Origin of the sequence: Lachnoclostridium sp. An196, assembly GCF_002160135.1 — a bacterium.
Lineage (GTDB): Bacteria > Bacillota > Clostridia > Lachnospirales > Lachnospiraceae > Hominiventricola > Hominiventricola avistercoris.
Map to the genome: position 1 here is coordinate 179,371 of NZ_NFJZ01000005.1, position 21,974 is coordinate 201,344.

Sequence of the window (21,974 nt, forward strand, 5' to 3'; positions counted from 1 at the left end):
TAATATGAAAGACCCGCAGCAAGCTGCGGGTATCCATCTAGTTTATTGCATTTTTAATCTGCTCTACTGCATCCCCGACCGATACGATCTTCTCCGCATCCTCATTGGAAATTTCGATGTCAAACTCTTCTTCGATGCCCATAATAATCTGAAAAATATCCAGGGAATCTGCTCCCAGATCGTCCACAAATGTAGTGTCCATCGTGATTTCATCCGCGTCTACATTCAAAACTTCCGCGATGATCTCTTTTAATTTTTCAAATTCCATGCTTTCATTCCTTCCTAACTTTCTTTTTCCCCGATTCCGGCTTTAATCTTCTCATTGATCTGCTGATGTTTGAAAGTCACACACTGAATGATGGAATTGCGGATCTCCAGCGCTTTGGAATTTCCATGGGTCTTGACTACCAGTCCTTTCAATCCCAGCAGCGGCGCTCCGCCGTGTTCGCTGGTATCGAACTGTTTCAGAGTCTTTTTCAGCGCCGGCTTCACCAGAAGCGCTCCGATCTTGCTCCGAAAACTGCTCATCATGCCCTTTTTCACCATGGATATCAGCGTGGCTCCCACACCCTCATACAGTTTCAAAATGATATTGCCCGCGAAAGCCTCGCAGACAATTACATCCGCATACCCTGACGGGATATCGCGTGCCTCGATGCTTCCAATAAAATTAATGTCATCGCACGCCTTTAGCAGAGGAAATGTCTCTTTCACCAGAGCATTGCCCTTCTCTTCTTCCGCCCCGATGTTCACGATCGCCACACGCGGATTGGAGATGCCGACTACATGTTCCATATAAATGGAACCCATCTTGGCAAACTGTACCAGATGGGACGGTCTTGCATCCACGTTAGCTCCGCAGTCAATCAGAAGGGAAGCTCCTTTTTCCGTCGGCAGAAGCGGAGCCAGAGGCGGGCGCTCCACACCCTTGATTCTTCCTACGATCAGCTGTCCTCCCACCAGTACGGCGCCTGTACTTCCCGCGCCTACGAAAGCATCTGCCTCACCGTTTTTCACCATTTTCATAGCTACCACAATGGACGAATCCTTCTTGGATCGGATTGCCTGCACCGGCGGTTCCGCCATCTCGATAACCTCGGCAGCATTCACCACTTCAATCCGGGAAGCATCATATTGATATTTCTGCAGCTCTGCACGCACTGCTTCTTCCCGGCCTACCAGAAATACTTTGATGTCATCTCTGCTGTTTACGGCGTCTACCGCGCCTTTTACAATCTCCAGCGGCGCATAATCTCCACCCATGGCGTCCACTGCTACTCTGACCAGCTCCTGCATCCTTATTCCTCCTTGTTATCTATATCATAATACGAAAACCATATCATGAAGTCAATACTTTTTCATTCAAAATATTTTCAAACGGCATATCCTTTCCGGCTTTTTTCTGGTATCATAAGGGTACATACAACAAGGAGGGTTTACTATGCGGATTCAAAGCAAAAAAGTGTGGATTGCAGACCAGTTCACCGAAGCGGTTATTGAGATTCAGAAGGGAAAGATCACCGGCATCTTTCCATACGGAAGCAGGCCCGCAGATATTGATTATGGAGACCTGCGCATTGTTCCCGGATTTCTGGACATCCACTGCCACGGCGCCTATGAATTTGACACCAATGACGCCAATGAAGAAGGATTGCGCCGCTGGGCAAAAAACATCGTCTCTGAAGGTGTAACCGGATTTCTCGCCACTACCATCACACAAAGCGAAGAGGTTCTGACCGCTGCCGTTGCCAATGTGGCAAAAGTTATGGAAAGCAGCTATGAAGGAGCTGAAATCCTCGGCATCCATTTCGAAGGGCCATATCTGGATATGAAATACAAAGGCGCTCAGCCGGAACAGTACATCGTCAAACCGACCATTGAACAGTTCTGCCATTACCAGGAAGCGGCCAGAGGCCACATCCGCTATATTACCATGGCCACCGAAACAGACGAGGATTTCGCCCTGACCCATTATCTTTCCGAACACGGAGTCACGGTCAGCATCGGCCACTCCGCAGCCACCTATGAGCAGGCGGTCATGGCATACGCCAACGGCGCCCGTTCCATGACCCACGTTTACAATGGCATGTCCCCGTTCAATCACCGCGCCAACGGACTGGTTGGTGCCGCTTACCGTATCCGGACCATGTACGGCGAGATCATCTGCGACGGCTGTCATTCTACCCCTGCGGCTCTGAACAATTATTTCATGTGTAAAGGACCGGATTACGCTGTCATGGTTTCCGACGCGCTGATGGCGAAAGGCACGCCTGTGGGCAGCCATTATCTCTTCGGCGGCAACGAGATCGAAATCTATCCGGACGGAAGCGCGCATCTTGTGGATTCCGGCAAACTGGCAGGTTCCACGCTGCGTCTTAACCAGGGACTTCGCATCCTGGTGGAAGAGGCCATGGTTCCGTTCAACTATGCGATCAATTCCTGTACCGTCAACCCTGCGAGGTGTATCGGAGTGGCCGACCGGAAAGGTGCGATCGGAGTCGGTATGGATGCAGATCTGGCGGTCCTGGAGCAGGACTATAATGTCCGCCAGACCTACTGTATGGGCAAACCACAGCTTTAACGAAAATCGGGAGCCTGCTTTCGCAGACTCCCGATTTGTTTTTAGTCTTAGTCAACTGCAACAATCTCTTTCTTGTTGTAAGAACCACAGGCCTTGCAGACTCTGTGAGACATCATAAGAGCACCGCATTTGCTGCATTTTACTAAATTCGGAGCGCTCATCTTCCAGTTCGCTCTTCTCTTATCTCTTCTTCCTTTGGAAGATTTATTTTTGGGACAAATAGACACAGGTTACACCTCCTCTATGCTTTTCTCAGAATTCACACTTGTTACATTATACACATCGCATGAGGGGATGTCAAGCACTTTCTTTACTTAATCAGTGCCAGGGTCTCCCTTGCAATCGCAAGCTCCTCGTTGGTCGGAATCAGCATAACCTTCACTTTGGAATCCGGAGCAGAGATAACTCTTCTCTCGCCGCGTACGTCATTTGCCTCATCATCGATCTTCACACCGAGATATCCCAGATAATCGCAGACATTCTTTCTTGTTTTCTTATCGTTCTCACCTACGCCTGCCGTGAATGCGATGGCATCCACGCCGTTCATGGCTGCGGTATAAGCGCCGATATATTTTGCTACTCTGTATACAAATGCCTCCAGCGCTACTTCCGCCAGATGATTTCCTTCGGCTGCAGCCTTCTCGATATCGCGGAAGTCGCTGGAAATGCCGCCGCTCATGCCAAGCACGCCGGATTTTTTATTCAGGATATTCAGAACCTCGTTTACATCCTTGCCTTCTTTATTGCAGATGAACTGTACGACTGCCGGATCGATATCGCCGCTTCTGGTTCCCATGATCAGACCTTCCAGAGGAGTCAGACCCATGGAAGTGTCCACGCATTTTCCTCCGATGGAAGCGGATACGCTGGCGCCGTTGCCCAGGTGACATACAATGACTTTGGCTTTCTCCGGATCCAGGTTGCCGAATTTGATCGCCTCACCGGATACGAACAGATGGCTCGTCCCGTGGAAGCCGTAACGGCGGATGCCGTACTTTTCATAATATTCATGCGGGATTGCATACATATATGCTTTCTCCGGCATCTTCATGCCAAAACCGGTATCCCATACCGCCACATTCGGGGTGCCCGGCATAGCCTTCTCGCATGCCTCGATACCCATCAGATTTGCAGGATTGTGCAGCGGTCCCAAATCAAAGCACTCTCTGATTACGCGCTTCACATCCTCATCAACGATAATGGAATCGCTGTAGGTAGTGCCGCCGTGCAGAACGCGGTGTCCTACTGCAGCGATCTCGCTGGTATCCTTGATCACGCCGTAAGTCGGATCCTGCAGGGCTTCCATAACCATCTCGATCGCAGTCACATGAGTCGGCATCTCTCTCTCTACTACATAATCGTCTTTGCCTGTTGCTTTGTGGGTCAGCTTGGAACCTTCGATTCCGATTCTCTCGCAAAGCCCTTTTGCAACGACGGACTCATTATCCATGTCGATCAGCTGATATTTCAGAGAAGAGCTTCCGCAGTTAATCACTAAAATTTTCATTTTTATGTATCTCCCTATCTATATTCTTTTTGTGCCGCCGGGCGGCACACGGGCTTTCGCCCTATCTCCTGTCCAGCGTCCGGTCACAGATGCAAGCTTGCTTGCATCCGGGCCTCCCTCTGACCGGGAGGCACTGCTCAATGCTTTCGCGTCTATTTTACGATTTCGCCGTATACTTCGCCGGCGCATGCTGCGGCGTTTGCCTCATCGGTGTCAATGTGCATAGCCAGAGCATATTTGGGGCTCACACGGACTACTACGTCGCCGAACACCAGGCTTCTGCCGTCGGTATCGATCTTCACGGATACGATATCTTTGTCTTTCACGCCCAGTTTCTCCGCATCTTCCGGAGTTGCATGGATATGACGCTTTGCGGCGATCACGCCTTCCTTTACTTCCACTTCTCCTGCAGGTCCAACCAGCTTACATGCGCCGGAACCTGCCACATCGCCGGACTCACGGATCGGGGCAGCTACGCCGATGGAACGTGCATCGGTCAGAGACAGCTCAATCTGGGTCTCCGGACGTACCGGTCCGAGGATAGAGGCGGTGAGTTCCTTCTTGCTTCCTACGATCTTTACTTTCTCGTTGCTGGCAAACTGACCCGGCTGAGACAGGTCTTTTTTCTTGGTCAGCTCATAGCCCTTGCCGAACAGAGTCTCCAGATCCTCCTGAGTTACATGTACGTGACGAGCAGATGTTTCAACAATGAATTTCATAATATTCATTCTCCTTTTATAAATGTATATTGTGGTAACGCTGCCGGGCAGCTTTACTGACTTTTATACTTCTCCGGTCTCTGAAACCAGAATGCAGTTGGGCGTCTCCACTTTCAGCGGTTTGCCCCACAGGCTGAAATAGCCTTCTTCATAATTAACCCGGAAGATCGTCATAGTATTAGACTCATGGTTCAAAGCCATGATATGACGGTTGTCCGGGAAGAAATCCGCAGCTTTCGGATAGTCCCCGCTGATGGGCAGGATACAGATCTTCTCCAGTTTCCCGCTCTGATTGTCTACGCTGAAAACTCCCACGCTGTTGTCTCCGGCATTGGAACAGAGAACGTATTTCCAGTCTCTGGAAAACCGCAGCACACAGGCGGCGCTGTTTGCGGAATGATAGTTGTTCAGCGTGGAAATAGTCTGCACCGGTTCAAATATGGGGCCTCTCGGTCCTGCGGTATAAGAATATACGCTGATATAATTCTTCAGCTCACAGATCAGATACGCGAACCTCCCGTCCGGACTGAACTTGATAATCCGGGGAGCGCTCTCCTGCTCGCAGCGGAGCATATCCACCAGCTTGATCTTGCCTGTATCGTGATTGAACTTGTATATCTTCACCTGGTCCACGCCCAGATCCACCGCGCACAGATAGTTCTGATCCGGCGTAATATTCACACAGTTTACATGAGGACGGAAATTCCGCTCCGCTACGCTGCCCAGTCCTTTGTGAAAGACCTCGTCTGTCATCTCTCCGATGGTACCGTCTTCTTTCAGCCGCATCACGGTCACCTTTCCGTCATGCCAGCCCGCCACAAACAAGAACTTGTCTTCCTTGTCCGTGGAAAGGTAACAGCCTCTCATACCAAAAATCGACGCGCTGTTCATCGGTTCCAGATCCCCGTCCGGAAGAATCCTAAAGGACCTGACGCCTTCATCCGCGATGGAATAAAGGTATTTGCCATTATGAGACTTTTTGATATAAGACGGATTGTTGATCGGTACGACCTTTCTCTCCTCGACACGGCCGTTTTCCACGTCCAGGTCATAGATATAGATGCCTTTGCTGTTCCCGTGCGTATAGGTCCCTACGTATGCCACATATTTTTTCTGATCCATGTCCGGCTGTTCCTCCCATATGGCGGCTGCTTGTCCGCCCATAGCTATAGAAATTTTAACATATTTTTGCTATTTTGTTAATAGTATTTGAGCCATTTTTTCCAGTGTAAATTCCAGTTCTTCGTCTGTATGCGCCGCAGACAGGAACATAGCTTCGAACTGAGAAGGCGCGATATAGATGCCGCTCTCCAGCATCTGCCGGAAATACTCTGTGAAAGCTTTTGTATCCGACTTTTTCGCGCTTGCGTAATCTGTTACCGGATCCGCCGAGAAGAACAAACATCCCAGAGAGGATACATGATTCACCTGATAAGGCAGGTTATGCTCACGGCAGAGGTTCTCCATACCGCCGTACAGCAGTTCTCCCTTTCTCTCCAGATCTTTATAGATCTCCGGATGCTCATTCAGATAAGTCAGCTGTGCCAGACCTGCCGCCATGGCTACCGGATTGCCGCTCAATGTCCCTGCCTGATAGACTTTTCCCACCGGAGAGACCACTTCCATAATCTCCCGGCGTCCTCCGTAAGCGCCCACCGGCATGCCTCCGCCGATAATCTTGCCATAAGTGGTCAGATCAGCCTGAATCCCGTAATACTCCTGCGCTCCGCCGCGGGCCAGACGGAATCCGGTGATCACCTCATCAAAGATCAGCACCGCGCCGTGCTCTGTACACAGTTTCCTCAGGCCTTCCAGAAATCCCGGCGCGGGAGGAACCACGCCCATATTGGCGCCTACCGGCTCCACGATCAGCGCCGCGATCTGACCGTCCCAGGCGTCAAACAGATCTTTCACACTGTCCAGATCATTATAAACGGCTAAAAGAGTGTCCTCCGTACATCCCGCCGGTACTCCGGAACTGTCCGGCACTCCGGCCGTCATGACTCCCGACCCGGCTTTCACCAGCATGGCGTCACTGTGTCCATGATAACAGCCTTCAAATTTGATGATCTTATTCCTGCCTGTATATCCTCTTGCCGCGCGCACCGCGCTCATGACTGCTTCCGTACCGGAATTCACCATGCGGACCATCTCCACCGACGGAACCATGCTGCAGATCAGCCTGGCCATATCTACTTCCGCTTCCGTAGCCGCCCCGAAGCTTAAGCCCCTGCGGCAGGCTTCCATCACCTTTTCCAGCACCATGGGATTGGCATGTCCCAGAATCATAGGTCCCCAGGAGCCCACATAATCCAGATAGCGTTTTCCGTCCGCATCCGTCATATAAGCTCCCTCCGCAGAAGCGATGAACCGGGGCGTCATGCCGACGGACCCGAATGCGCGGACCGGAGAATTCACACCTCCCGGTATCAGGTTCACTGCCTCTTCAAACAGCTCTTCCGATCTGCCCATCAGCCGATCCTCCCCTCATCCATGAAATGCGCCAGCTCTTTTGCAAAATAGGACATATAAACATCCACCCCTGCCCGGTAAGCGCAGGCCGCCATTTCGCATACAATCGAATCCTCGTCAATATAGCCGAGTTTTGCCCCTGCCTTCACCATCGCATACTCTCCGCTGACGCTGTAAGCCGCCATGGGGACGTCTGTCGCGTCTTTGATCTCACGCACCATATCCAGATAGGACATGGCCGGTTTCACCATAATCAGGTCTGCCCCTTCTTCGATATCAAGCAGAGCTTCTTTCATGCCTTCCCGGCGGTTATGGTAATCCATCTGATAGCTCTTGCGGTCGCCAAACGCAGGCGCGGATCCCGCCGCATCGCGGAACGGCCCATAGAACGCAGACGCGTATTTTACCGCATAAGACATGATGGGTGTGGTCACGAATCCATTTTTATCCAGCGCTTCCCGGATGGCCTGGATATGTCCGTCCATCATATCTGACGGCGCCACCATATCGGCTCCGGCCTGCACCTGGGATACTGCGATCTGCGCCAGCTTTTCCAGAGTCAGGTCATTGTCTACATAATCACCTTTCAGGATGCCGCAGTGCCCGTGGCTGGTATATTCGCACATACAGACATCCCCGATATAATACAGATCCGGCACTTCCTTCTTGGCTTTCGCCATGGCCTTCTGAATAATGCCGTCGCAGGCATACGCCTGGCTGCCCACTTCATCCTTGTGATCCGGGATGCCGAACAGCATCACGCTGCCTACCCCCGCGTCCGCTGTCTCCGTCAAGATCTCCGGCAGACGGTCCAGGCTCCACCGGTACTGGCCCGGCATCGTAGGAATCTCTTCTTTAATGTTCTCCCCTTCTCTTACAAATATGGGATATACCAGGGAACTCTTATCCATCCTGGTCTCCCGGACCATTTTTCTGAGCTTTGCTGTCGTTCTGAGCCTTCTCGGCCTGATCGTCATATCCATCTTTCTCTACCTCTTTTCGTATTCTGTCTGTCCACTCTCTTGCCAGCCGGTGGTCCGCGCCCCCGGCGTTGATCCCGATCACCACATCGTCTTTTATGGCGATCCCCGGAAACTGAAAGTCACACAGGCTGCGGTCGCTGCATACATTGACCGGGATCCTCTTACCCTTACATTCCCGCCAGACTGCTTCATTGACGGCATTGTCATCTGTGGCCGCCAGCACCATAAAAGCATCCTCCGGGACCGTCCCCGCCTCATATTTTTCGCAGACCCACCTGAGCATGCCTGCTTCCGAGGCTTCCATGATCTTCGGCGACGCCTGCGGCGCCACGACCGTCAGACACGGAGAAAAATCCAGCAGAGTCATCACTCTCCTGGACGCAATCTTTCCTGCCCCATAGACATATATTTTCTTGTTGGAAATATCCAGAAAAATCGGAAACTGTCTGGACATGCGCTTCTCTCCCATGCCGGCTGTTCTTTTCAGGATTTATTGTACTACGGTTTGCGGGAAAAGACAATGTGAAAGTGGACGAAAATAAGGCAGAAACAAGTGTTGTAATCCCATCTGCCATATGCTATACTTACTTGGTCTGAAAGATAAATCAACGGCAGATCGCCGAAAGATTCCCGTTTCAAAATTCTATACAGTTTAAAGATACTTTCCGGAGAATCATTATATTTCACTATTCATTTTTGTGTTTTTATGATACAATAGGGGTATATAAATGAAACAGGATTTCAAACACATAGTACCATTAAAAGACCTGAACCTTACAGACCGCTTCCTTTTTGACGAGGTTATGGAAGACGCGCAGACACAGCAGGATTTTCTTTCCATCATATTCGGTCGGGAGATACCTCTGCTCAGCCGTGCCGAGACGGAAAAGGAGTTACGGGTCTCTCCTTCCGTCCGCTCCATCCGCATGGATGTATTTTCCATGGATGAAGAGAAAACTATCTATAATACAGAGATGCAGAAGAAAAAACAGACCGATCTGGCCAAACGCAGCCGTTACTATCAGTCCATGATCGATACTTCGCTGCTGAAACCGGGTGTGCCGGACTACAATGATCTGAATCAGTCGTATGTGATCATGGTCACTCCTTTCGATCTGTTCGGATACGGCCGTTATATCTACACCTTTCAGGCAGCCTGCCGGGAAGAACCGGGCTGTATCCTTCAGGATGGGGCTTTCCGGATCTTTCTCAACACCAGAGGAACGAATGATGACGAGATCTCTCCGGAACTGGTCAGTTTCCTTCATTATCTGGAGAACACCACAGACACAGCGGCAGACAGCTCAGACAGCGAGCGTATACGGCGGATCCACCGCAGAGTTCGGGATGTAAAGCAAAATGAAAAAGTGGGGGTAAAATATATGCAGGCTTGGGAAGAACGTTATTATGACAGGAAAGAGGGACTGATTGACGGCCAAAATCTTTTTCTCTTAAATTTAGTACGAAAAAAACTACGCAACGGTCAATCCTGTCCCGAAATCGCAGCTGCACTGGAACAGCCGGAGGACAAGATCCGGCATATCATTGAAGTGATCGAAACACATCCAGAAACAGATGACGAGGAACTTTTAGAAGTGCTGTAAAACATTTGCTTCAGGGCATCGTCAAAAATGCCCTGAAGCAGCCAAAGTCAGGAAACCAAAAAATCTATAGTAAAGACGGTACCGGCTTTCAGTTCACTGTCTGCCTGTATGGTTCCGCTGTGGGCCTCCACAATCGCCTTTGCCAGAGGAAGCCCCAGTCCGATCCCCTGGGTGTCCTTGGAGAATCGGCTTCGATAGAATCTCTTAAAGATATGGGGCAGATCCTCCGGATGGATACCGCTGCCGCTGTCGCTTACAACAATCTGGACGACGGAAGCAAATTTCCGCCATTCTATGCGGATCGTATCTCCTTTTTCCGTATGGTCGAATGCGTTTTTTACAATGTTGCTGACCGCCTCCGCAAGCCAGGTCCGGTCACAGAAGAGAAAAACGGAATCATCCCCCGAGAGAGACAGTTTCTTTCCTTCCCTCTCGGCCCGGTAAGCAAACTGTTTTCCTATCTGTTCCATCATATCAGAAAGGTTCTCTTCCGATTTTTCAAACACGATCGTTCCGGCATCCAGCCCGGCAATCTTCAGCAGGTTCTGAACCAGTGTCTCGATCCGGTCAAGTTCCTGCTCGGAAAGAGCCGAAAATTCCCTGACCGCAGCCGCATCTTCCGCTTCTTCCTGTGTGATTCCATTGTAAATATTCAGCGCCGCCAGGGGAGTCTTCAGCTGGTGTGAAATGTCGGATATGGTGTCTTTCATGAACTTTTTGGCCCTGCCTTCATTTTCGGCATGGGCGTTCAGAATAGCTGCCAAAGAATTCACTTCCTGAAACAGTCTGTACAGATCGCCTTCTTCATCACATTCGATCCGCGCGTCCGGATCTCCCGCAATATATGCGCGAATCTGAGATATGGACCGCTCCATGACTCTGCTCTGATCTCTGAAATACAGGTACATGGCGCATAAAACGGCAGCCCCAACACCCGCGAATGAGAAAAGCAGATACCATACGGCATTTTCCGGATCCAGGCCGGCTCCGGCCGCAGCTGCCAGAATACCTGCCGCAAAAGAAAACAGTACCCGGCAAAATAAACGTTTAATTTTACGGTTCGCCAATATTTTCATGATGGACTCCGATGCCGGGTATTCCATTTATACCCCATACGCCTGACTGTCACTATGTTCTGCGGATCCGCGGGATCGTCTTCGATCTTGGTACGCAGCCTGCGGATATAGACGGTCAGAGTGCTGTTATCTATATAATTTTCATCGCGGTCCCAGAGTCTGCTTAGAATCTGTTCCGATGACAAAACTATATCCGGATTTTCCATGAACAGACACAACAATTTGTATTCACTGGCTGTCAGATCAATCTTCGTTCCATTCTTGCTGACCTCACCCTTCAGCAGCTGTACCTTGATCCCGTTGGAATTCAGTTCTGTATCTTTCCTGGGAAAGTTGCCGCTTCTGCGCAGAAGCGCATTGACTCTGGACAGAAATACGGCCAGTTTAAAAGGTTTTGTGATATAATCGTCTCCGCCTATATCCAGTCCCATAATGATATCCGTTTCCTCATCTGCCGCGGTAAGAAACATGACAGGCACTCCGGAAGTCTCTCTGATCTTTCTGCACAGATCATATCCGGAACCATCCGGGAGCGATACATCCAGAATGACCAGATCATATTTCCCATCCTGCCAAAGTCCTTCCGCCTCCAGGCAGGTCCGGGCCACCCAGATCTCATATCCCTGCTTTTTCATCGCAAAAGACAGGCCGTTAATCAGACTTAAGTCGTCTTCCACAAAGAAAATATGTTTTGGAGCTCCCGTCAAAGTCTTATATTCCATGGTGTGCCTCCGTTTGATTTATCAGAGTAAATCATAGCACAAAAGAGTGCCGGTCACAACTTTTGAAATATATAATCAGCGGTTAAAAATGGTCCTCAAAAATTGCATAAACGGCGCACTTGTACCAAGATTACAGATGCGCTGGAGCTAATGCTATTAATTAACACACCAAAATACATAATTTCCCTCCTCCCCGGCCATACTACTCTCCGAGGTGCATTTATGGAAAAATTATCAAACGACTACACGACAGACATTACGAATCTCCGCCGCCTGCTCCGCATCGACGACAATTTTGACATTCTGGAAAAGCGGCTGATCATCGGCGGACAGCGCGCCAGCCTGTTCTTTATTGACGGATTTGTAAAAGATGAGATTCTGGAAAAGATCCTGGAATATTTCTACAGCCTGAAACCGGAAGACCTTCCCGCCTCGCCGGAGACTTTTCAGGCCGGATTCCTTCCTTATGTGGAGACAGAAGTTCTGGAAGATATGGACCGTGTGGTTCAAAATCTGCTGTCCGGCGTGGCCTGTCTGTTTCTTTCCGGCATAGAAGGATGCCTGGCCATCGACTGCCGTACCTATCCTGCCCGGGGAGTTGAGGAGCCGCTGAAAGACAGGACCCTCAGGGGGTCCCGGGACGGTTTCGTGGAAACCATTGTTTTTAACACGGCATTGATCCGCAGACGTATCCGCTCCTCCAGGCTTCATATGGAGATGTTGAATGCAGGGGACAGTTCTCACACTGACATCGTCCTCTGTTACATGGAAGGGAAGGATAATGAAGACTGCCTGAATCTGCTCCGAAAACGGATTCAGGACATCCATACGGACGCGCTGACCATGAACCAGGAAAGCCTGGCAGAACTTCTTCTGCCAGGCCCCTGGTATAATCCATTTCCAAGATTTCGTTTTACAGAGCGGCCGGATGCCGCGGCCGCTTCGATACTGGAAGGAAGCGTCGTCGTTCTGGTGGACAATTCTCCTTCCGCCATGATTTTTCCCGTCAGCCTCTTTACCATCACTGACGAGGCAAATGACTATTATTTCCCGCCCATTACGGGCACATACCTGCGTCTGTCCAGGGGATTGATCACCTTTCTGTCCCTGATCCTGACGCCGCTTTTTCTGCTCTTGATGACTCATCCGGAACTGGTGCCCGGATGGCTTTCGTTTATTCTGGTACGCGACACTGTATATGTACCGCTGCTCCTGCAGTTTTTACTGCTGGAACTGGCCATAGACGGACTGAAACTGGCCGCCATCCATACGCCGGACATGCTCAGTACGCCTCTGTCCGTCATCGCCGGCCTGGTGATCGGGGAATTTGCCGTCAACTCCGGCTGGTTCAATTCCGAGGTCATGCTCTATATGGCCTTCGTCACCATCGCCAATTATTCGCAGTCCAACTATGAACTGAGTTACGCAATCAAATTTATGCGGATCCTGCTCCTGATACTGACCGCGATATTTGGCCTTCCCGGTTTCCTGGGCGGTCTGGTTTTCCTTTTTATCAGTCTGCTGCGGTGTCATACGTTCTCCGGACGCAGTTATCTCTATCCGCTGATTCCGTTCTGCTGGAAAGATCTGAAACGCACTCTTTTCCGCGTCCGGCTATGAGAGCATGAATTTCTTTATAATCTCTGCCACCGCCGAATGATTGTTGTCGTTTTCCGTGATATAGTCCGCGCCTGCCTTGACCTCGTCCACCGCGTTCGCGGCCGCGCAGCCTACGCCGGCCGCCAGGATCATGGGCAGGTCATTCTGCTCGTCTCCTGCCGCCACCGTATTGGCTGCCGGTATGTGAAACATATCGCAGTAAGCCCTGACCGCATTCCCTTTATTGATCCCTTTCGGAACCACCTCCAGAAACTCCCTGCTGCTGAAATACATCTCTACTTTGTCACGGCCCCATTCTTCCATACTGTCTTTGTATTTCTCCAGACGTCTGCGGTCATGCATGTCAATCAGCAGAACTTTTCCGGGTTCCCTCTCCAGTACGGCCATAATATCGGGCACCACCAGTCGTTCCATGCCATTCTTCTTCGCATAATAATCCAGGCCCTCGTTCTCCTTTTCCGCCACCACTTTTTCGCCGGCGTAAGTCTGGATAAAAACATCCTGTCTGCGCGCCTCCTGAATCAATTCCCGCACCCAGGGAAGCGGAAGCCCGGTGGAAAAGAGGATCTCTCCCGTCCGATAATCCAGTATCGTTCCGCCGTTATTGGCTATGATATACCTGCATCCGGCCTGATCCAGACGGTACTTTTTCATCAGATTTCTGGCGCTCGCTTCCGGCCTTCCGGTCGTGATGACCACATCATGTCCGGCTTCAGATGCGGCCTTGATGGCAGACAGATTATCTTCCGGAATCTCGTGCTGATCATTCAGGGTCGTCCCGTCCATATCCAGAAAAAGCACCTTTTTTTCTGTCATATTTTTTATTCCTCCATCGGTTCCGCAGGCACAAATACCCGGTCATGCATTGACTCATCCTGAGACCTGTTCAGGCTTTTCGCATATTCCATAAAATAGTCCTGCGCACAAAGCGCTGTTTTCCCTCTGCGGTCGATATGCTCATAGGAGCCGTCCGGCTGTTTGACCTGGGCTTTCATCGTATCCTGCAGCTGGATTTCCAGCACATGAAATACTTCTTTTTTCAGCCGTTCATTCTCCACCGGGAACAGGATCTCTACCCGACGGTCCAGATTTCTCGGCATCCAGTCCGCGCTGGACAGATAGATCTCTTCCTGTCCGCCATTCAGGAAATAATAGATCCGGCTGTGTTCCAGGAAAGTTCCCACTATCGAACGGACGCTGATATTTTCACTGACGCCCGGAATTCCCACTTTCAGACAGCAGATTCCTCTCACAATCAATTCAATTTTTACCCCGGCGGCACTGGCCTCATACAAAGCTTCAATCAGTTCTTCATCGCACAGAGAATTCATTTTTGCAATAATATGCGCCGGGTCCCCTTTCTTCGCATGGGCAGTCTCTCTCCGGATCATATCCAGGAAACGGTCTCTCAGCCAGATCGGCGCCAGACACAGTTTGTTCCAGCTGGCCGGTTCTGAATATCCTGACAGCATATTAAACACAGCCGTGGCATCCTCTCCGATAGGCTCGGAGCAGGTCAGAAGTCCCATATCCGTATACAGCTTTGCCGTAGAATCATTATAATTTCCGGTTCCCAGATGAACATATCTGCGGATACCGTCCTCTTCCCGGCGCACTACCAGAGTGATCTTACTGTGTGTCTTAAGCCCTACCAGACCATAGATTACATGGCAGCCCGCCCGTTCCAGCATTTTGGCCCAGGCAATATTATTCTCTTCGTCAAACCGCGCTTTCAGTTCCACCAGCACGGACACCTGCTTTCCGTTCTCCGCAGCCTGAGCAAGAGCCGCGATGATAGGAGAATTGCCGCTGACACGGTACAGGGTCTGCTTGATTGCCAGCGTCTGGGGATCCCTGGATGCTTTTTTTACAAAATCCACTACCGGATCAAAGGTCTGATACGGATGATGGAGCAGAATATCGCCCTTGCGTATTTCTTCAAAAATATCCGGTTTCCCGGTCAGCTCCGGCACCGGCTGCGGAATATATCTGGGCGTTTTATAATCATCGAATCCTTCTATTCCGTACATCTTCATCAGGAACGTCAGATCCAGCGGACCATTGATCCGGTAAATGCCGTCTTCTTTGATCTCAAATTCTTTCCTTAAGATCTTCAGAAGACGTTTGTCTATCTTCTCTTCCACCTCCAGACGGATCACTTCACCCCAGCGGCGTTTTCTCAGCTGTTTCTGAATTTCTTTCAGAAGATCGGAAGCATCGTCTTCATCAATGGTCAGATCCGCGTTGCGCATAATACGGTACGGATGCACGCAGATTACATCATAGCTCAGGAACAACTTCGCCATATTCCGCTCAATGATCTCTTCCAGAAGGATTACCGATCTTGCTCCTTTTTCAGTGGAGGGGATCTCCACGATTCTGGGAAGCACCGAAGGTACCTGTACAGTGGCAAACTCCAGAACCTCTTCTTTTTCTTCCTTTTTCTTCAGCAATGCGCCCAGATTCAGCGTTTTATTCACGATCAGCGGAAAAGGCCTGGAAGAGTCCACCGCCATCGGCGTCAGTACCGGATACACATTCTCCATAAAATAGTGATCCACAAATCTTCCCTGCTCCGGACTCAGTTCCTCATGGTTTTCAACCACATGCAGTCCGCACTGAACCAGCCCCGGCAGCAAAGACCTTTTCCAGGTAGAATACTGGGTATTCATAAAAGTATGAACCCGGTCATGGATCGCATCCAGCTGCTGCTGCGGAGTCATCCCGGCAATATCTTTTTTCGTATACCCCGCATTGACCATATCTTTCAGGGAAGCCACGCGCACCATAAAAAATTCATCCAGATTGGAGGCGGTAATACTGAGAAATTTCAGGCGTTCAAATAGAGGATTTCCCTTATCCCTGGCTTCGCCCAGGATCCGTTCGTCAAATCCCAGCCAGCTTAGTTCCCTGTTCTCAAAATATTCTGGTTTTTTGTATTCTTTTCCCACCACGTCGTCCTCCCGCTATACTCTTTTGGCTTTCAGCACCGGACGGATGCTGAAAACGGATTCAAAAAACTCTGCTTTTTCGTAGAACAGCGCCTGTTCCAACGTCAGATCCTCCAACGTATCTACAAAAATCTGCATCGTATGAGGATCTTTCCAGGATACACGCACCTCTTTGATCTTCTGTTTATGGCTGCGGTCCAGCGCGTTCGCCACACGGAGAATCGCTGTCAGCTTCACAATCGTCATGTAATCCGCCTGTTCCAATGTTGATCCGGACGCCAGTTCTTCAAATCCCAACACCGGCCCGCTGTTAAAACGCACTACATTGGCCACAATCTCTCTTTCCCGATGGGAAAGCCCGATGATCTCTGTCGCCATTATGATATTGTAAGAACATTCCGAAGACAGCGCCATATTGATATATTTTCCGCAGTCATGAAGAAGTACGGCTATCTGGAGAAGCAGACGTTCCCGTTTGCCCAGGCCGTGAACCTGTTTCATCTTGTCAAAAATAGCCAGCGAGATTTTTTCCATGACCTGTGTATGACTGCGGTTGGTATGATAACGCTTCGCGATATTTCTGGCCGCCTCGATAATATCATTTTCAAAATTATGGGGAGATTTTAATATTTTCTGCTGCTCCGCAAAATCATAGGCAAGTCCGTCTCCCAGATCCATCCCTACAGTGACCACTTTCTCTGCTCCTGTTTCTTCCAGAAGCCTCTTGTAAATCACCAGCGTAGGCAGCAGCAGGGAACTGTTCTCCTGGGAAATCCCCAGTTCTTCCATCATCACCTTAGGATCTTTCTGCATAAATGTATCGTAAAACGTAATGAATTCTTCTCTGGAGATCTGATCTCCCCTGCTATCCCGATGAATATAACGGTTAATACCGTCGATATAATCTCCGACCAGCATCAGATACCGGATATTCCTGTCTTTCAGATACAGCCTGCGGTATGTCCGCAGCTCATTGTTCATGATCTCTTCCAGCACGTCCGAATAACGAATCGTCCTCTGCGCCACATCGCTCAGGCGCTCTCTCAGGCGCAGCGTTCCCAGCCTTATATTTTGTGTTGTAACCAGATTGTCCTTATCAAACAAGGATATCTGAATACTTCCGCCTCCCACATCTACGATAGCTGTGCCTTTTTCTATGATCTGTTGGAAGCGCTCTGAATTATACGCTATGGATTTGTATCCCAGAAAACGCTGCTCTGAATTGCTGAGCACCTCCAGCCGGATACCGGTGCGCTGATAGATCCGGTCCAGCAGAATCAGCATATTTTTAGTTTCCCGAATGGCGCTGGTTGCACAAGCCCGGTACTGTTCCACTCCAAACTCTTTCATGATACGCTGAAAATCCTGCAGGACCAGACAAAGCTCGTCTACCATTGCCGATCCGATTCTGCCCGTAGCGTAAGTATCTTTTCCCAGTTCGATCCGATGCTTTACATGATTGATTTCCCGTATTCCCCTGCGGGCAGAAAGTTCGTAGATCTTCAAGTTAATTTCATAGCTTCCTACATCGATCGCCCCGAACATTGTACATGCCATGTCTTTTTCCTCCGTTTTACTGTTTTCCGGTGCTGCCGAAACCTCCCCGGTTTGTCTCCGACAGCTGATTTGTCTCTTCAAAGTAAATCTGCGGCTGGTGCTTCATAATGCGGAACTGACAAATACGGTCATTGACATGAATCACCGTATCTCTCACTGCCAGCGCCGGGAAATACCATTGATCCTGATCCCCGCAGTAGCTTTCATCGATCAGCCCCATGCTGTTGACCTGCAGAATACCGAAATTCTTAAAAGTGCTGCTCCTCGGTATCACATGGGCTTCATATCCGCCAGGCAGTTTCATCGCCACTCCCAGCGGAATCAGGCGGAATTCTCCCGCTTTCATCTCCACATTCTCCGCCGCCCTCAGGTCGATCCAGTCGGATTTTTCCGTAATGCGGCACAGCTTTTCGATCTCATCTGTGAAATATTTGATGCGGACCGTCTCTGCCGGCGCGTCTGCATGCTGCTCCTCTTCAGAATCAATTTCCGGCCGCAGCAGCCATTCCTCCAGGAACCGTAGGGCTTCCTCTGCCGCCTGACGCCGGACCTGCCCGCGGTCTCCCTGAAAGCAGAATTTTCTGACCTCTGTCCGGATCCCGGAGCCACATCCAATATACACCAGCCCCGCCGGCTCGCCGCGCTCTCCCCCATCCGGCCCGGCATAGCCGGTAACGCTCACTCCCAGATCCGCTCCAACAATCCTGATGCCTCCCCGGACCATCTCCCGGGCCGTCTCCTCGCTGACAGCTGTATATTTTTTCAGCGTTTCTTCTTCAACTCCCACAAACCGGTGCTTGGTCTCGTCAGAATAGGTGACAAAGCTCCCTTTAAATACTTCTGATGCTCCCGGAATATCCGTAAGCAATGAGCTGATCATCCCGCCGGTACAGGATTCCACTGCCGTAACCGTCATAGTCTTTTTCTTCAGCAGCCGGATCACACGCCCGGACAGTTCATCCAGTTCTTTCTGCATATCAGATATCCCCTTCCAGTATCACACTCTTGTTTTTCACCAGATAATCCACCAAAGATACCACCGTCAGGATCAGGGCTGCCCAGGTCAGAATCTGTCCGATCAGATCAAAGATTCCTCCCAGATCTAAAAACAGTACAATAATCATCAGCATCTGGAAAGTAGTCTTGAACTTTCCCCAGTAGCTGGCCGCTATGACAACTCCATTATCAGACGCCACCAGCCGGAAACCGCTGATAATGAATTCTCTGCTGATAATAACAATCACCATCCAGGCCGGAAGTCTGTCCATGGATACCAGACAGATCAAAGCGGAGCAGACAAGCAGCTTGTCTGCCAATGGATCCATAAACTTTCCAAAGTCTGTAACCAGATTATATTTTCGGGCAATCTTTCCGTCCAGAAGATCCGTCAGGCTTGCTATAATAAAGATCGCTACTGCAATATAATGGCTGCAGCCCGGCACCAGATCCACCAGCGCGAACAGTACAAAAAAAGGAATCATCAGCACTCTCAGCACAGTCAGTTTATTCGGTAAATTCATCTGCTATCTCCCCTATCAAATCATATTCTTCCGCGCCGGTCACACGTACTTTCACAAAGTCTCCCGACATCAGTTCTTCCATCGTCTGGATAAACAGATATCCGTCCACATCCGGTGCATCTCTGTAAGTCCGCGCCACATAAGCGTACTCATCGGCAATCTTGCCCTCTACCATACACCAGAGTTCTTTGCCGACCATCTCCTCTGCTTTTTCAAATGCGATCTCCTGCTGGAGTTCCATAATTTCATCCCTGCGTTCCTGTTTGAGATTCTCCGGAATCTGATCCTCCATAGAAGCGGCAGGGGTATCCTCCTCCGCCGAATAAGCAAAAACTCCCAGCCGGTCAAACTCCATCTCATCCACAAAATCCATCAGTTCCTCATGGTCTTCCTGCGTTTCCCCCGGAAAGCCGCTGATCAGCGTCGTTCTCAGACAAATATCCGGGATCTCCCTGCGCAGTCCCTGGATAATCTCTTTCAAATCTTCCCTGGTTGTTCTGCGGCCCATCCTTTTCAGGATCCGATTTGAAGCATGCTGGATCGGCAGATCCAGATAATGGCAGATCTTCGGCTGCTCCTTCATCGTCTCCACCAGTTCCGGATATATTTCTTCCGGATAACAGTACTGAATCCGTATCCATCGGATCCCATGAATCCGGCACAGCTTTTGCAGCAGTTTATGAAGGCTCTTCTCCCCATACAGATCCACGCCGTAGAGAGTCGTTTCCTGCGCCACCAGGATCAGTTCTTTCACACCCTGTCCTGCCAGTTCTTCCGCTTCCTCTATCAGGCGTTCCATGGGCACGCTCCGATACGGCCCCCTCAGATGAGGGATGATGCAGTATGTACAGTGTTTATCGCATCCCTCCGCAATTTTCAGATGTGCATAGTGGCCTCCCGTCGTCAGGATTCTCTTTGCGTCCGGCAGTACCAAACGGCCGGTGTCCTCGCAGCGGAGCATATGCCTCCCCCCCAGCGCCTGTTCCACCGCTTCAGTTATGCTGTCGTAGGAAGCAGTCCCCAGCACCGCGTCTACTTCCGGAATCTCGTCCAGAATCTCCTGTCTGTAACGTTCCGCCAGGCATCCTGTCACAATCAATGCGCGGCATCGTCCGCTTTTCCGGTATTCCGACATCTCCAGGAGCGTATTGACGCTCTCTTCTTTGGCGTCCCCGATAAAACAGCAGGTATTGACTACGATAACATCAGCTTCTGTCTCATTGTCTGTAAAATCATAACCTTTCTTCGCCAGAAGCCCCAGCATCATCTCAGAATCCACCAGATTCTTATCGCAGCCAAGGGACACGAACAATATATTCATAAAATAAGCATTCTCCTTTTTCTCTCTTTTTCATACTGCACTTATTATAATACGGAAAAAGGGGAAAAAGCAACGGCTAATAGCATACCTGCTGAAACTGTATTCTTTCATATGCCGGATCATCCGGCATGATATAATATTCCATTCCCCAGGAGGATACCTTAAACATTCCGTCATCGGTCATACCGGTTATTGTCATGGCATGTCCTCCTTCTGTCTCCACCACCTTTTTACCGTCAGAATCGAATAAAATACAGGGATTAATCCCAACGATCAGTTCCCCCTCCCAGGATAATTCCTCGTAATTTTCCGCTGTTACTTCCACTGTCCGCACATCCACCGGTATTCCTTTCTCTTCCAGATAGTCCTCCCAGATTTCTTCCCGTTCTTCCCTGGTGGTACCGGTCTTCCAGCGCTTATCCTTTGAACAGTACAGATCCGTCACCAACAGTTCAAAATTCAGTTCTCCGGTGCCCGCATACATGGGGAATCCAAACACTTTCAGGAACTGCTCTTCCCTACCCGCATACTGTCCGAACAATGTGTTTGCCAGCGCCACATATCCGCACCCTTCCAGTTCCAGATCCGCCAGCAGTTTTTCTGTGCCCCTGTCGTCAAGCCCCGGATAATAGGATCTGATAATACTTTGTATCCCCTGACGGATCTCCCCGTCTTCTCCCCGGTAAAAAGCCATCGGAGAGAGCTGGCTGCCTCCGCAGTTTCCCTCTTCATCATACGCCGGATTTTCCCCGGCCGGCTTCGGAGTTCTCAGCCTGTTTTCCAGAATCATATACTTCCCTGCAGCCTCTTCCAGCCCCGTCTCCAGTTTTTTCACGGCTTCGGCGTCTGTCTGAAGTTTTTTACTTAATTTTCTCAGTACAGACCGTATTCCGGACAATTCCTCCGAATTCAGCTCAGAGACATACTGATCCAATAAGTCTGCGCCCTCCGTCAGTTTTTTCCTCAGCCGTGCCAGAGAATCCATCTTCCCCGGCACGCCCTTCGTATCTATTCTGAATGTGCTCATACAATCACATCGCCGGACAATACAGCGATTTCTTCCTGGTTAACATTCTCTGCCTCCCGGTAGACTCTCGCCATTTCATTCAGATCTGCCGCATGCTCCTGCACCATACGGACCATTTTTCGTATATCCTCGTCCAGACGCCGGAAACGGTTCGCGTAGGCCAGAGCGGCTTCTCCTTCCCACACACCTCCCAGACTTTCTACCGTCTGCGTCATCTGAGCAGTCAGACTGCCGATCCGTGTCCCTTTTGCTGAAAATTCCCCGGAAGCCGCTTCCAGCTGTTCCGGCGTCACTCTCAAAATACCTTCCATTTC

Annotated in this window: 22 protein-coding genes; 3 read left to right on the forward strand and 19 right to left on the reverse strand. The window is 50.2% G+C overall.

Annotated elements, in window-relative coordinates; translation table 11 throughout:
• Positions 1-37: 37 nt before the first annotated feature.
• On the reverse strand, positions 38-268 hold the full coding sequence (acpP, locus tag B5F29_RS07820) for an acyl carrier protein (RefSeq protein ID WP_087154069.1): 231 nt from the start codon (positions 266-268) through the stop codon (positions 38-40).
• Positions 269-282: 14 nt separating this feature from the next.
• The gene (gene plsX, locus B5F29_RS07825; protein WP_087154070.1) at positions 283-1,296 is read right to left on the reverse strand and encodes a phosphate acyltransferase PlsX; all 1,014 of its coding nucleotides are present in this window, start codon (positions 1,294-1,296) and stop codon (positions 283-285) included.
• Between the two features lie 145 nt (positions 1,297-1,441).
• Here plsX and nagA point away from each other — a divergent pair, with 145 nt between their 5' ends.
• Positions 1,442-2,581, forward strand: coding sequence for an N-acetylglucosamine-6-phosphate deacetylase (nagA, locus tag B5F29_RS07830; protein WP_087154071.1), 1,140 nt, complete (start codon positions 1,442-1,444; stop codon positions 2,579-2,581).
• A gap of 47 nt (positions 2,582-2,628) precedes the next feature.
• Here nagA and rpmF read toward each other — a convergent pair whose 3' ends face one another.
• The 7 genes from rpmF to B5F29_RS07865 form a co-directional block, all read right to left on the reverse strand.
• Positions 2,629-2,808 (reverse strand): 50S ribosomal protein L32, encoded by a 180-nt coding sequence (gene rpmF / locus B5F29_RS07835; RefSeq protein ID WP_087154072.1) that lies wholly within the window; start codon positions 2,806-2,808, stop codon positions 2,629-2,631.
• Between the two features lie 83 nt (positions 2,809-2,891).
• A complete protein-coding gene (locus B5F29_RS07840; RefSeq protein WP_087154073.1) occupies positions 2,892-4,088 on the reverse strand; it encodes an acetate/propionate family kinase in 1,197 nt (398 codons plus the stop codon).
• Between the two features lie 152 nt (positions 4,089-4,240).
• The gene (locus tag B5F29_RS07845) at positions 4,241-4,807 is read right to left on the reverse strand and encodes a PduL/EutD family phosphate acyltransferase (protein WP_087154074.1); all 567 of its coding nucleotides are present in this window, start codon (positions 4,805-4,807) and stop codon (positions 4,241-4,243) included.
• 63 nt (positions 4,808-4,870) lie between these two features.
• A complete protein-coding gene (locus B5F29_RS07850; RefSeq protein ID WP_087154075.1) occupies positions 4,871-5,929 on the reverse strand; it encodes a lactonase family protein in 1,059 nt (352 codons plus the stop codon).
• A gap of 69 nt (positions 5,930-5,998) precedes the next feature.
• Positions 5,999-7,279: a glutamate-1-semialdehyde 2,1-aminomutase gene (gene hemL, locus B5F29_RS07855; RefSeq protein ID WP_087154076.1), complete on the reverse strand. Its 1,281-nt coding sequence runs from the start codon at positions 7,277-7,279 to the stop codon at positions 5,999-6,001.
• Positions 7,279-8,262 (reverse strand): porphobilinogen synthase, encoded by a 984-nt coding sequence (gene hemB, locus B5F29_RS07860; RefSeq protein WP_087154077.1) that lies wholly within the window; start codon positions 8,260-8,262, stop codon positions 7,279-7,281. The genes hemL and hemB overlap by 1 nt, the downstream gene beginning before the upstream one ends.
• Complete coding sequence (locus B5F29_RS07865) at positions 8,183-8,716, reverse strand: precorrin-2 dehydrogenase/sirohydrochlorin ferrochelatase family protein (protein WP_162608385.1); 534 nt, start codon at positions 8,714-8,716, stop codon at positions 8,183-8,185. Before B5F29_RS07865 ends, hemB begins: the two co-directional genes overlap by 80 nt.
• A gap of 274 nt (positions 8,717-8,990) precedes the next feature.
• Here B5F29_RS07865 and B5F29_RS07870 point away from each other — a divergent pair, with 274 nt between their 5' ends.
• On the forward strand, positions 8,991-9,866 hold the full coding sequence (locus B5F29_RS07870; protein WP_087154079.1) for an Rpn family recombination-promoting nuclease/putative transposase: 876 nt from the start codon (positions 8,991-8,993) through the stop codon (positions 9,864-9,866).
• Between the two features lie 47 nt (positions 9,867-9,913).
• Here the strand turns inward: B5F29_RS07870 and B5F29_RS07875 are convergent, their stop codons facing one another.
• Both B5F29_RS07875 and B5F29_RS07880 read right to left on the reverse strand, forming a co-directional pair.
• A complete protein-coding gene (locus B5F29_RS07875) occupies positions 9,914-10,942 on the reverse strand; it encodes a sensor histidine kinase (protein WP_087154080.1) in 1,029 nt (342 codons plus the stop codon).
• Positions 10,939-11,664 carry a response regulator transcription factor gene (locus B5F29_RS07880; protein WP_087154081.1) on the reverse strand — a complete coding sequence of 242 codons (726 nt, stop codon included), beginning with the start codon at positions 11,662-11,664 and terminating at the stop codon, positions 10,939-10,941. Before B5F29_RS07880 ends, B5F29_RS07875 begins: the two co-directional genes overlap by 4 nt.
• Positions 11,665-11,886: 222 nt before the next feature.
• Between B5F29_RS07880 and B5F29_RS07885 the strand changes: the two genes are divergently transcribed.
• Positions 11,887-13,284, forward strand: coding sequence for a spore germination protein (locus B5F29_RS07885; RefSeq protein ID WP_087154082.1), 1,398 nt, complete (start codon positions 11,887-11,889; stop codon positions 13,282-13,284).
• Here B5F29_RS07885 and B5F29_RS07890 read toward each other — a convergent pair.
• The 8 genes from B5F29_RS07890 to B5F29_RS07930 all read right to left on the reverse strand — a co-directional run bounded on the left by B5F29_RS07890 (position 13,279) and on the right by B5F29_RS07930 (position 21,971).
• Positions 13,279-14,100: a Cof-type HAD-IIB family hydrolase gene (locus B5F29_RS07890; RefSeq protein WP_087154083.1), complete on the reverse strand. Its 822-nt coding sequence runs from the start codon at positions 14,098-14,100 to the stop codon at positions 13,279-13,281. The genes B5F29_RS07885 and B5F29_RS07890 overlap by 6 nt on opposite strands.
• 5 nt (positions 14,101-14,105) lie before the next feature.
• Positions 14,106-16,235, reverse strand: coding sequence for an RNA degradosome polyphosphate kinase (locus tag B5F29_RS07895; RefSeq protein ID WP_330397555.1), 2,130 nt, complete (start codon positions 16,233-16,235; stop codon positions 14,106-14,108).
• 15 nt (positions 16,236-16,250) lie between these two features.
• Positions 16,251-17,792: a Ppx/GppA phosphatase family protein gene (locus tag B5F29_RS07900; protein WP_087154085.1), complete on the reverse strand. Its 1,542-nt coding sequence runs from the start codon at positions 17,790-17,792 to the stop codon at positions 16,251-16,253.
• A gap of 16 nt (positions 17,793-17,808) precedes the next feature.
• Positions 17,809-18,768 carry a nicotinamide-nucleotide amidohydrolase family protein gene (locus tag B5F29_RS17280; protein WP_330397556.1) on the reverse strand — a complete coding sequence of 320 codons (960 nt, stop codon included), beginning with the start codon at positions 18,766-18,768 and terminating at the stop codon, positions 17,809-17,811.
• 1 nt (position 18,769) lies between these two features.
• Positions 18,770-19,312, reverse strand: coding sequence for a CDP-diacylglycerol--glycerol-3-phosphate 3-phosphatidyltransferase (gene pgsA, locus B5F29_RS07915; protein WP_087154086.1), 543 nt, complete (start codon positions 19,310-19,312; stop codon positions 18,770-18,772).
• Positions 19,296-20,633 (reverse strand): 30S ribosomal protein S12 methylthiotransferase RimO, encoded by a 1,338-nt coding sequence (gene rimO / locus B5F29_RS07920; protein ID WP_087154087.1) that lies wholly within the window; start codon positions 20,631-20,633, stop codon positions 19,296-19,298. The genes pgsA and rimO overlap by 17 nt, the downstream gene beginning before the upstream one ends.
• Before the next feature lie 76 nt (positions 20,634-20,709).
• Positions 20,710-21,660 carry a hypothetical protein gene (locus B5F29_RS07925; protein WP_087154088.1) on the reverse strand — a complete coding sequence of 317 codons (951 nt, stop codon included), beginning with the start codon at positions 21,658-21,660 and terminating at the stop codon, positions 20,710-20,712.
• Positions 21,657-21,971: a WXG100 family type VII secretion target gene (locus tag B5F29_RS07930; RefSeq protein ID WP_087154089.1), complete on the reverse strand. Its 315-nt coding sequence runs from the start codon at positions 21,969-21,971 to the stop codon at positions 21,657-21,659. Before B5F29_RS07930 ends, B5F29_RS07925 begins: the two co-directional genes overlap by 4 nt.
• Positions 21,972-21,974 lie beyond the last annotated feature (3 nt).

Coding starts and splice junctions, on each gene's coding strand:
- acpP (WP_087154069.1), bottom strand. CDS start 268: ATGGAATTTGAAAAATTAAAAGAGATCATCGCGGAAGTTTTGAATGTA.
- plsX (WP_087154070.1), bottom strand. CDS start 1,296: ATGCAGGAGCTGGTCAGAGTAGCAGTGGACGCCATGGGTGGAGATTAT.
- nagA (WP_087154071.1), top strand. CDS start 1,442: ATGCGGATTCAAAGCAAAAAAGTGTGGATTGCAGACCAGTTCACCGAA.
- B5F29_RS07840 (WP_087154073.1), bottom strand. CDS start 4,088: ATGAAAATTTTAGTGATTAACTGCGGAAGCTCTTCTCTGAAATATCAG.
- B5F29_RS07845 (WP_087154074.1), bottom strand. CDS start 4,807: ATGAAATTCATTGTTGAAACATCTGCTCGTCACGTACATGTAACTCAG.
- B5F29_RS07850 (WP_087154075.1), bottom strand. CDS start 5,929: ATGGATCAGAAAAAATATGTGGCATACGTAGGGACCTATACGCACGGG.
- hemL (WP_087154076.1), bottom strand. CDS start 7,279: ATGGGCAGATCGGAAGAGCTGTTTGAAGAGGCAGTGAACCTGATACCG.
- hemB (WP_087154077.1), bottom strand. CDS start 8,262: ATGGATATGACGATCAGGCCGAGAAGGCTCAGAACGACAGCAAAGCTC.
- B5F29_RS07865 (WP_162608385.1), bottom strand. CDS start 8,716: ATGTCCAGACAGTTTCCGATTTTTCTGGATATTTCCAACAAGAAAATA.
- B5F29_RS07870 (WP_087154079.1), top strand. CDS start 8,991: ATGAAACAGGATTTCAAACACATAGTACCATTAAAAGACCTGAACCTT.
- B5F29_RS07875 (WP_087154080.1), bottom strand. CDS start 10,942: ATGAAAATATTGGCGAACCGTAAAATTAAACGTTTATTTTGCCGGGTA.
- B5F29_RS07880 (WP_087154081.1), bottom strand. CDS start 11,664: ATGGAATATAAGACTTTGACGGGAGCTCCAAAACATATTTTCTTTGTG.
- B5F29_RS07885 (WP_087154082.1), top strand. CDS start 11,887: ATGGAAAAATTATCAAACGACTACACGACAGACATTACGAATCTCCGC.
- B5F29_RS07890 (WP_087154083.1), bottom strand. CDS start 14,100: ATGACAGAAAAAAAGGTGCTTTTTCTGGATATGGACGGGACGACCCTG.
- B5F29_RS07900 (WP_087154085.1), bottom strand. CDS start 17,792: ATGGCATGTACAATGTTCGGGGCGATCGATGTAGGAAGCTATGAAATT.
- B5F29_RS17280 (WP_330397556.1), bottom strand. CDS start 18,768: ATGCAGAAAGAACTGGATGAACTGTCCGGGCGTGTGATCCGGCTGCTG.
- pgsA (WP_087154086.1), bottom strand. CDS start 19,312: ATGAATTTACCGAATAAACTGACTGTGCTGAGAGTGCTGATGATTCCT.
- rimO (WP_087154087.1), bottom strand. CDS start 20,633: ATGAATATATTGTTCGTGTCCCTTGGCTGCGATAAGAATCTGGTGGAT.
- B5F29_RS07925 (WP_087154088.1), bottom strand. CDS start 21,660: ATGAGCACATTCAGAATAGATACGAAGGGCGTGCCGGGGAAGATGGAT.
- B5F29_RS07930 (WP_087154089.1), bottom strand. CDS start 21,971: ATGGAAGGTATTTTGAGAGTGACGCCGGAACAGCTGGAAGCGGCTTCC.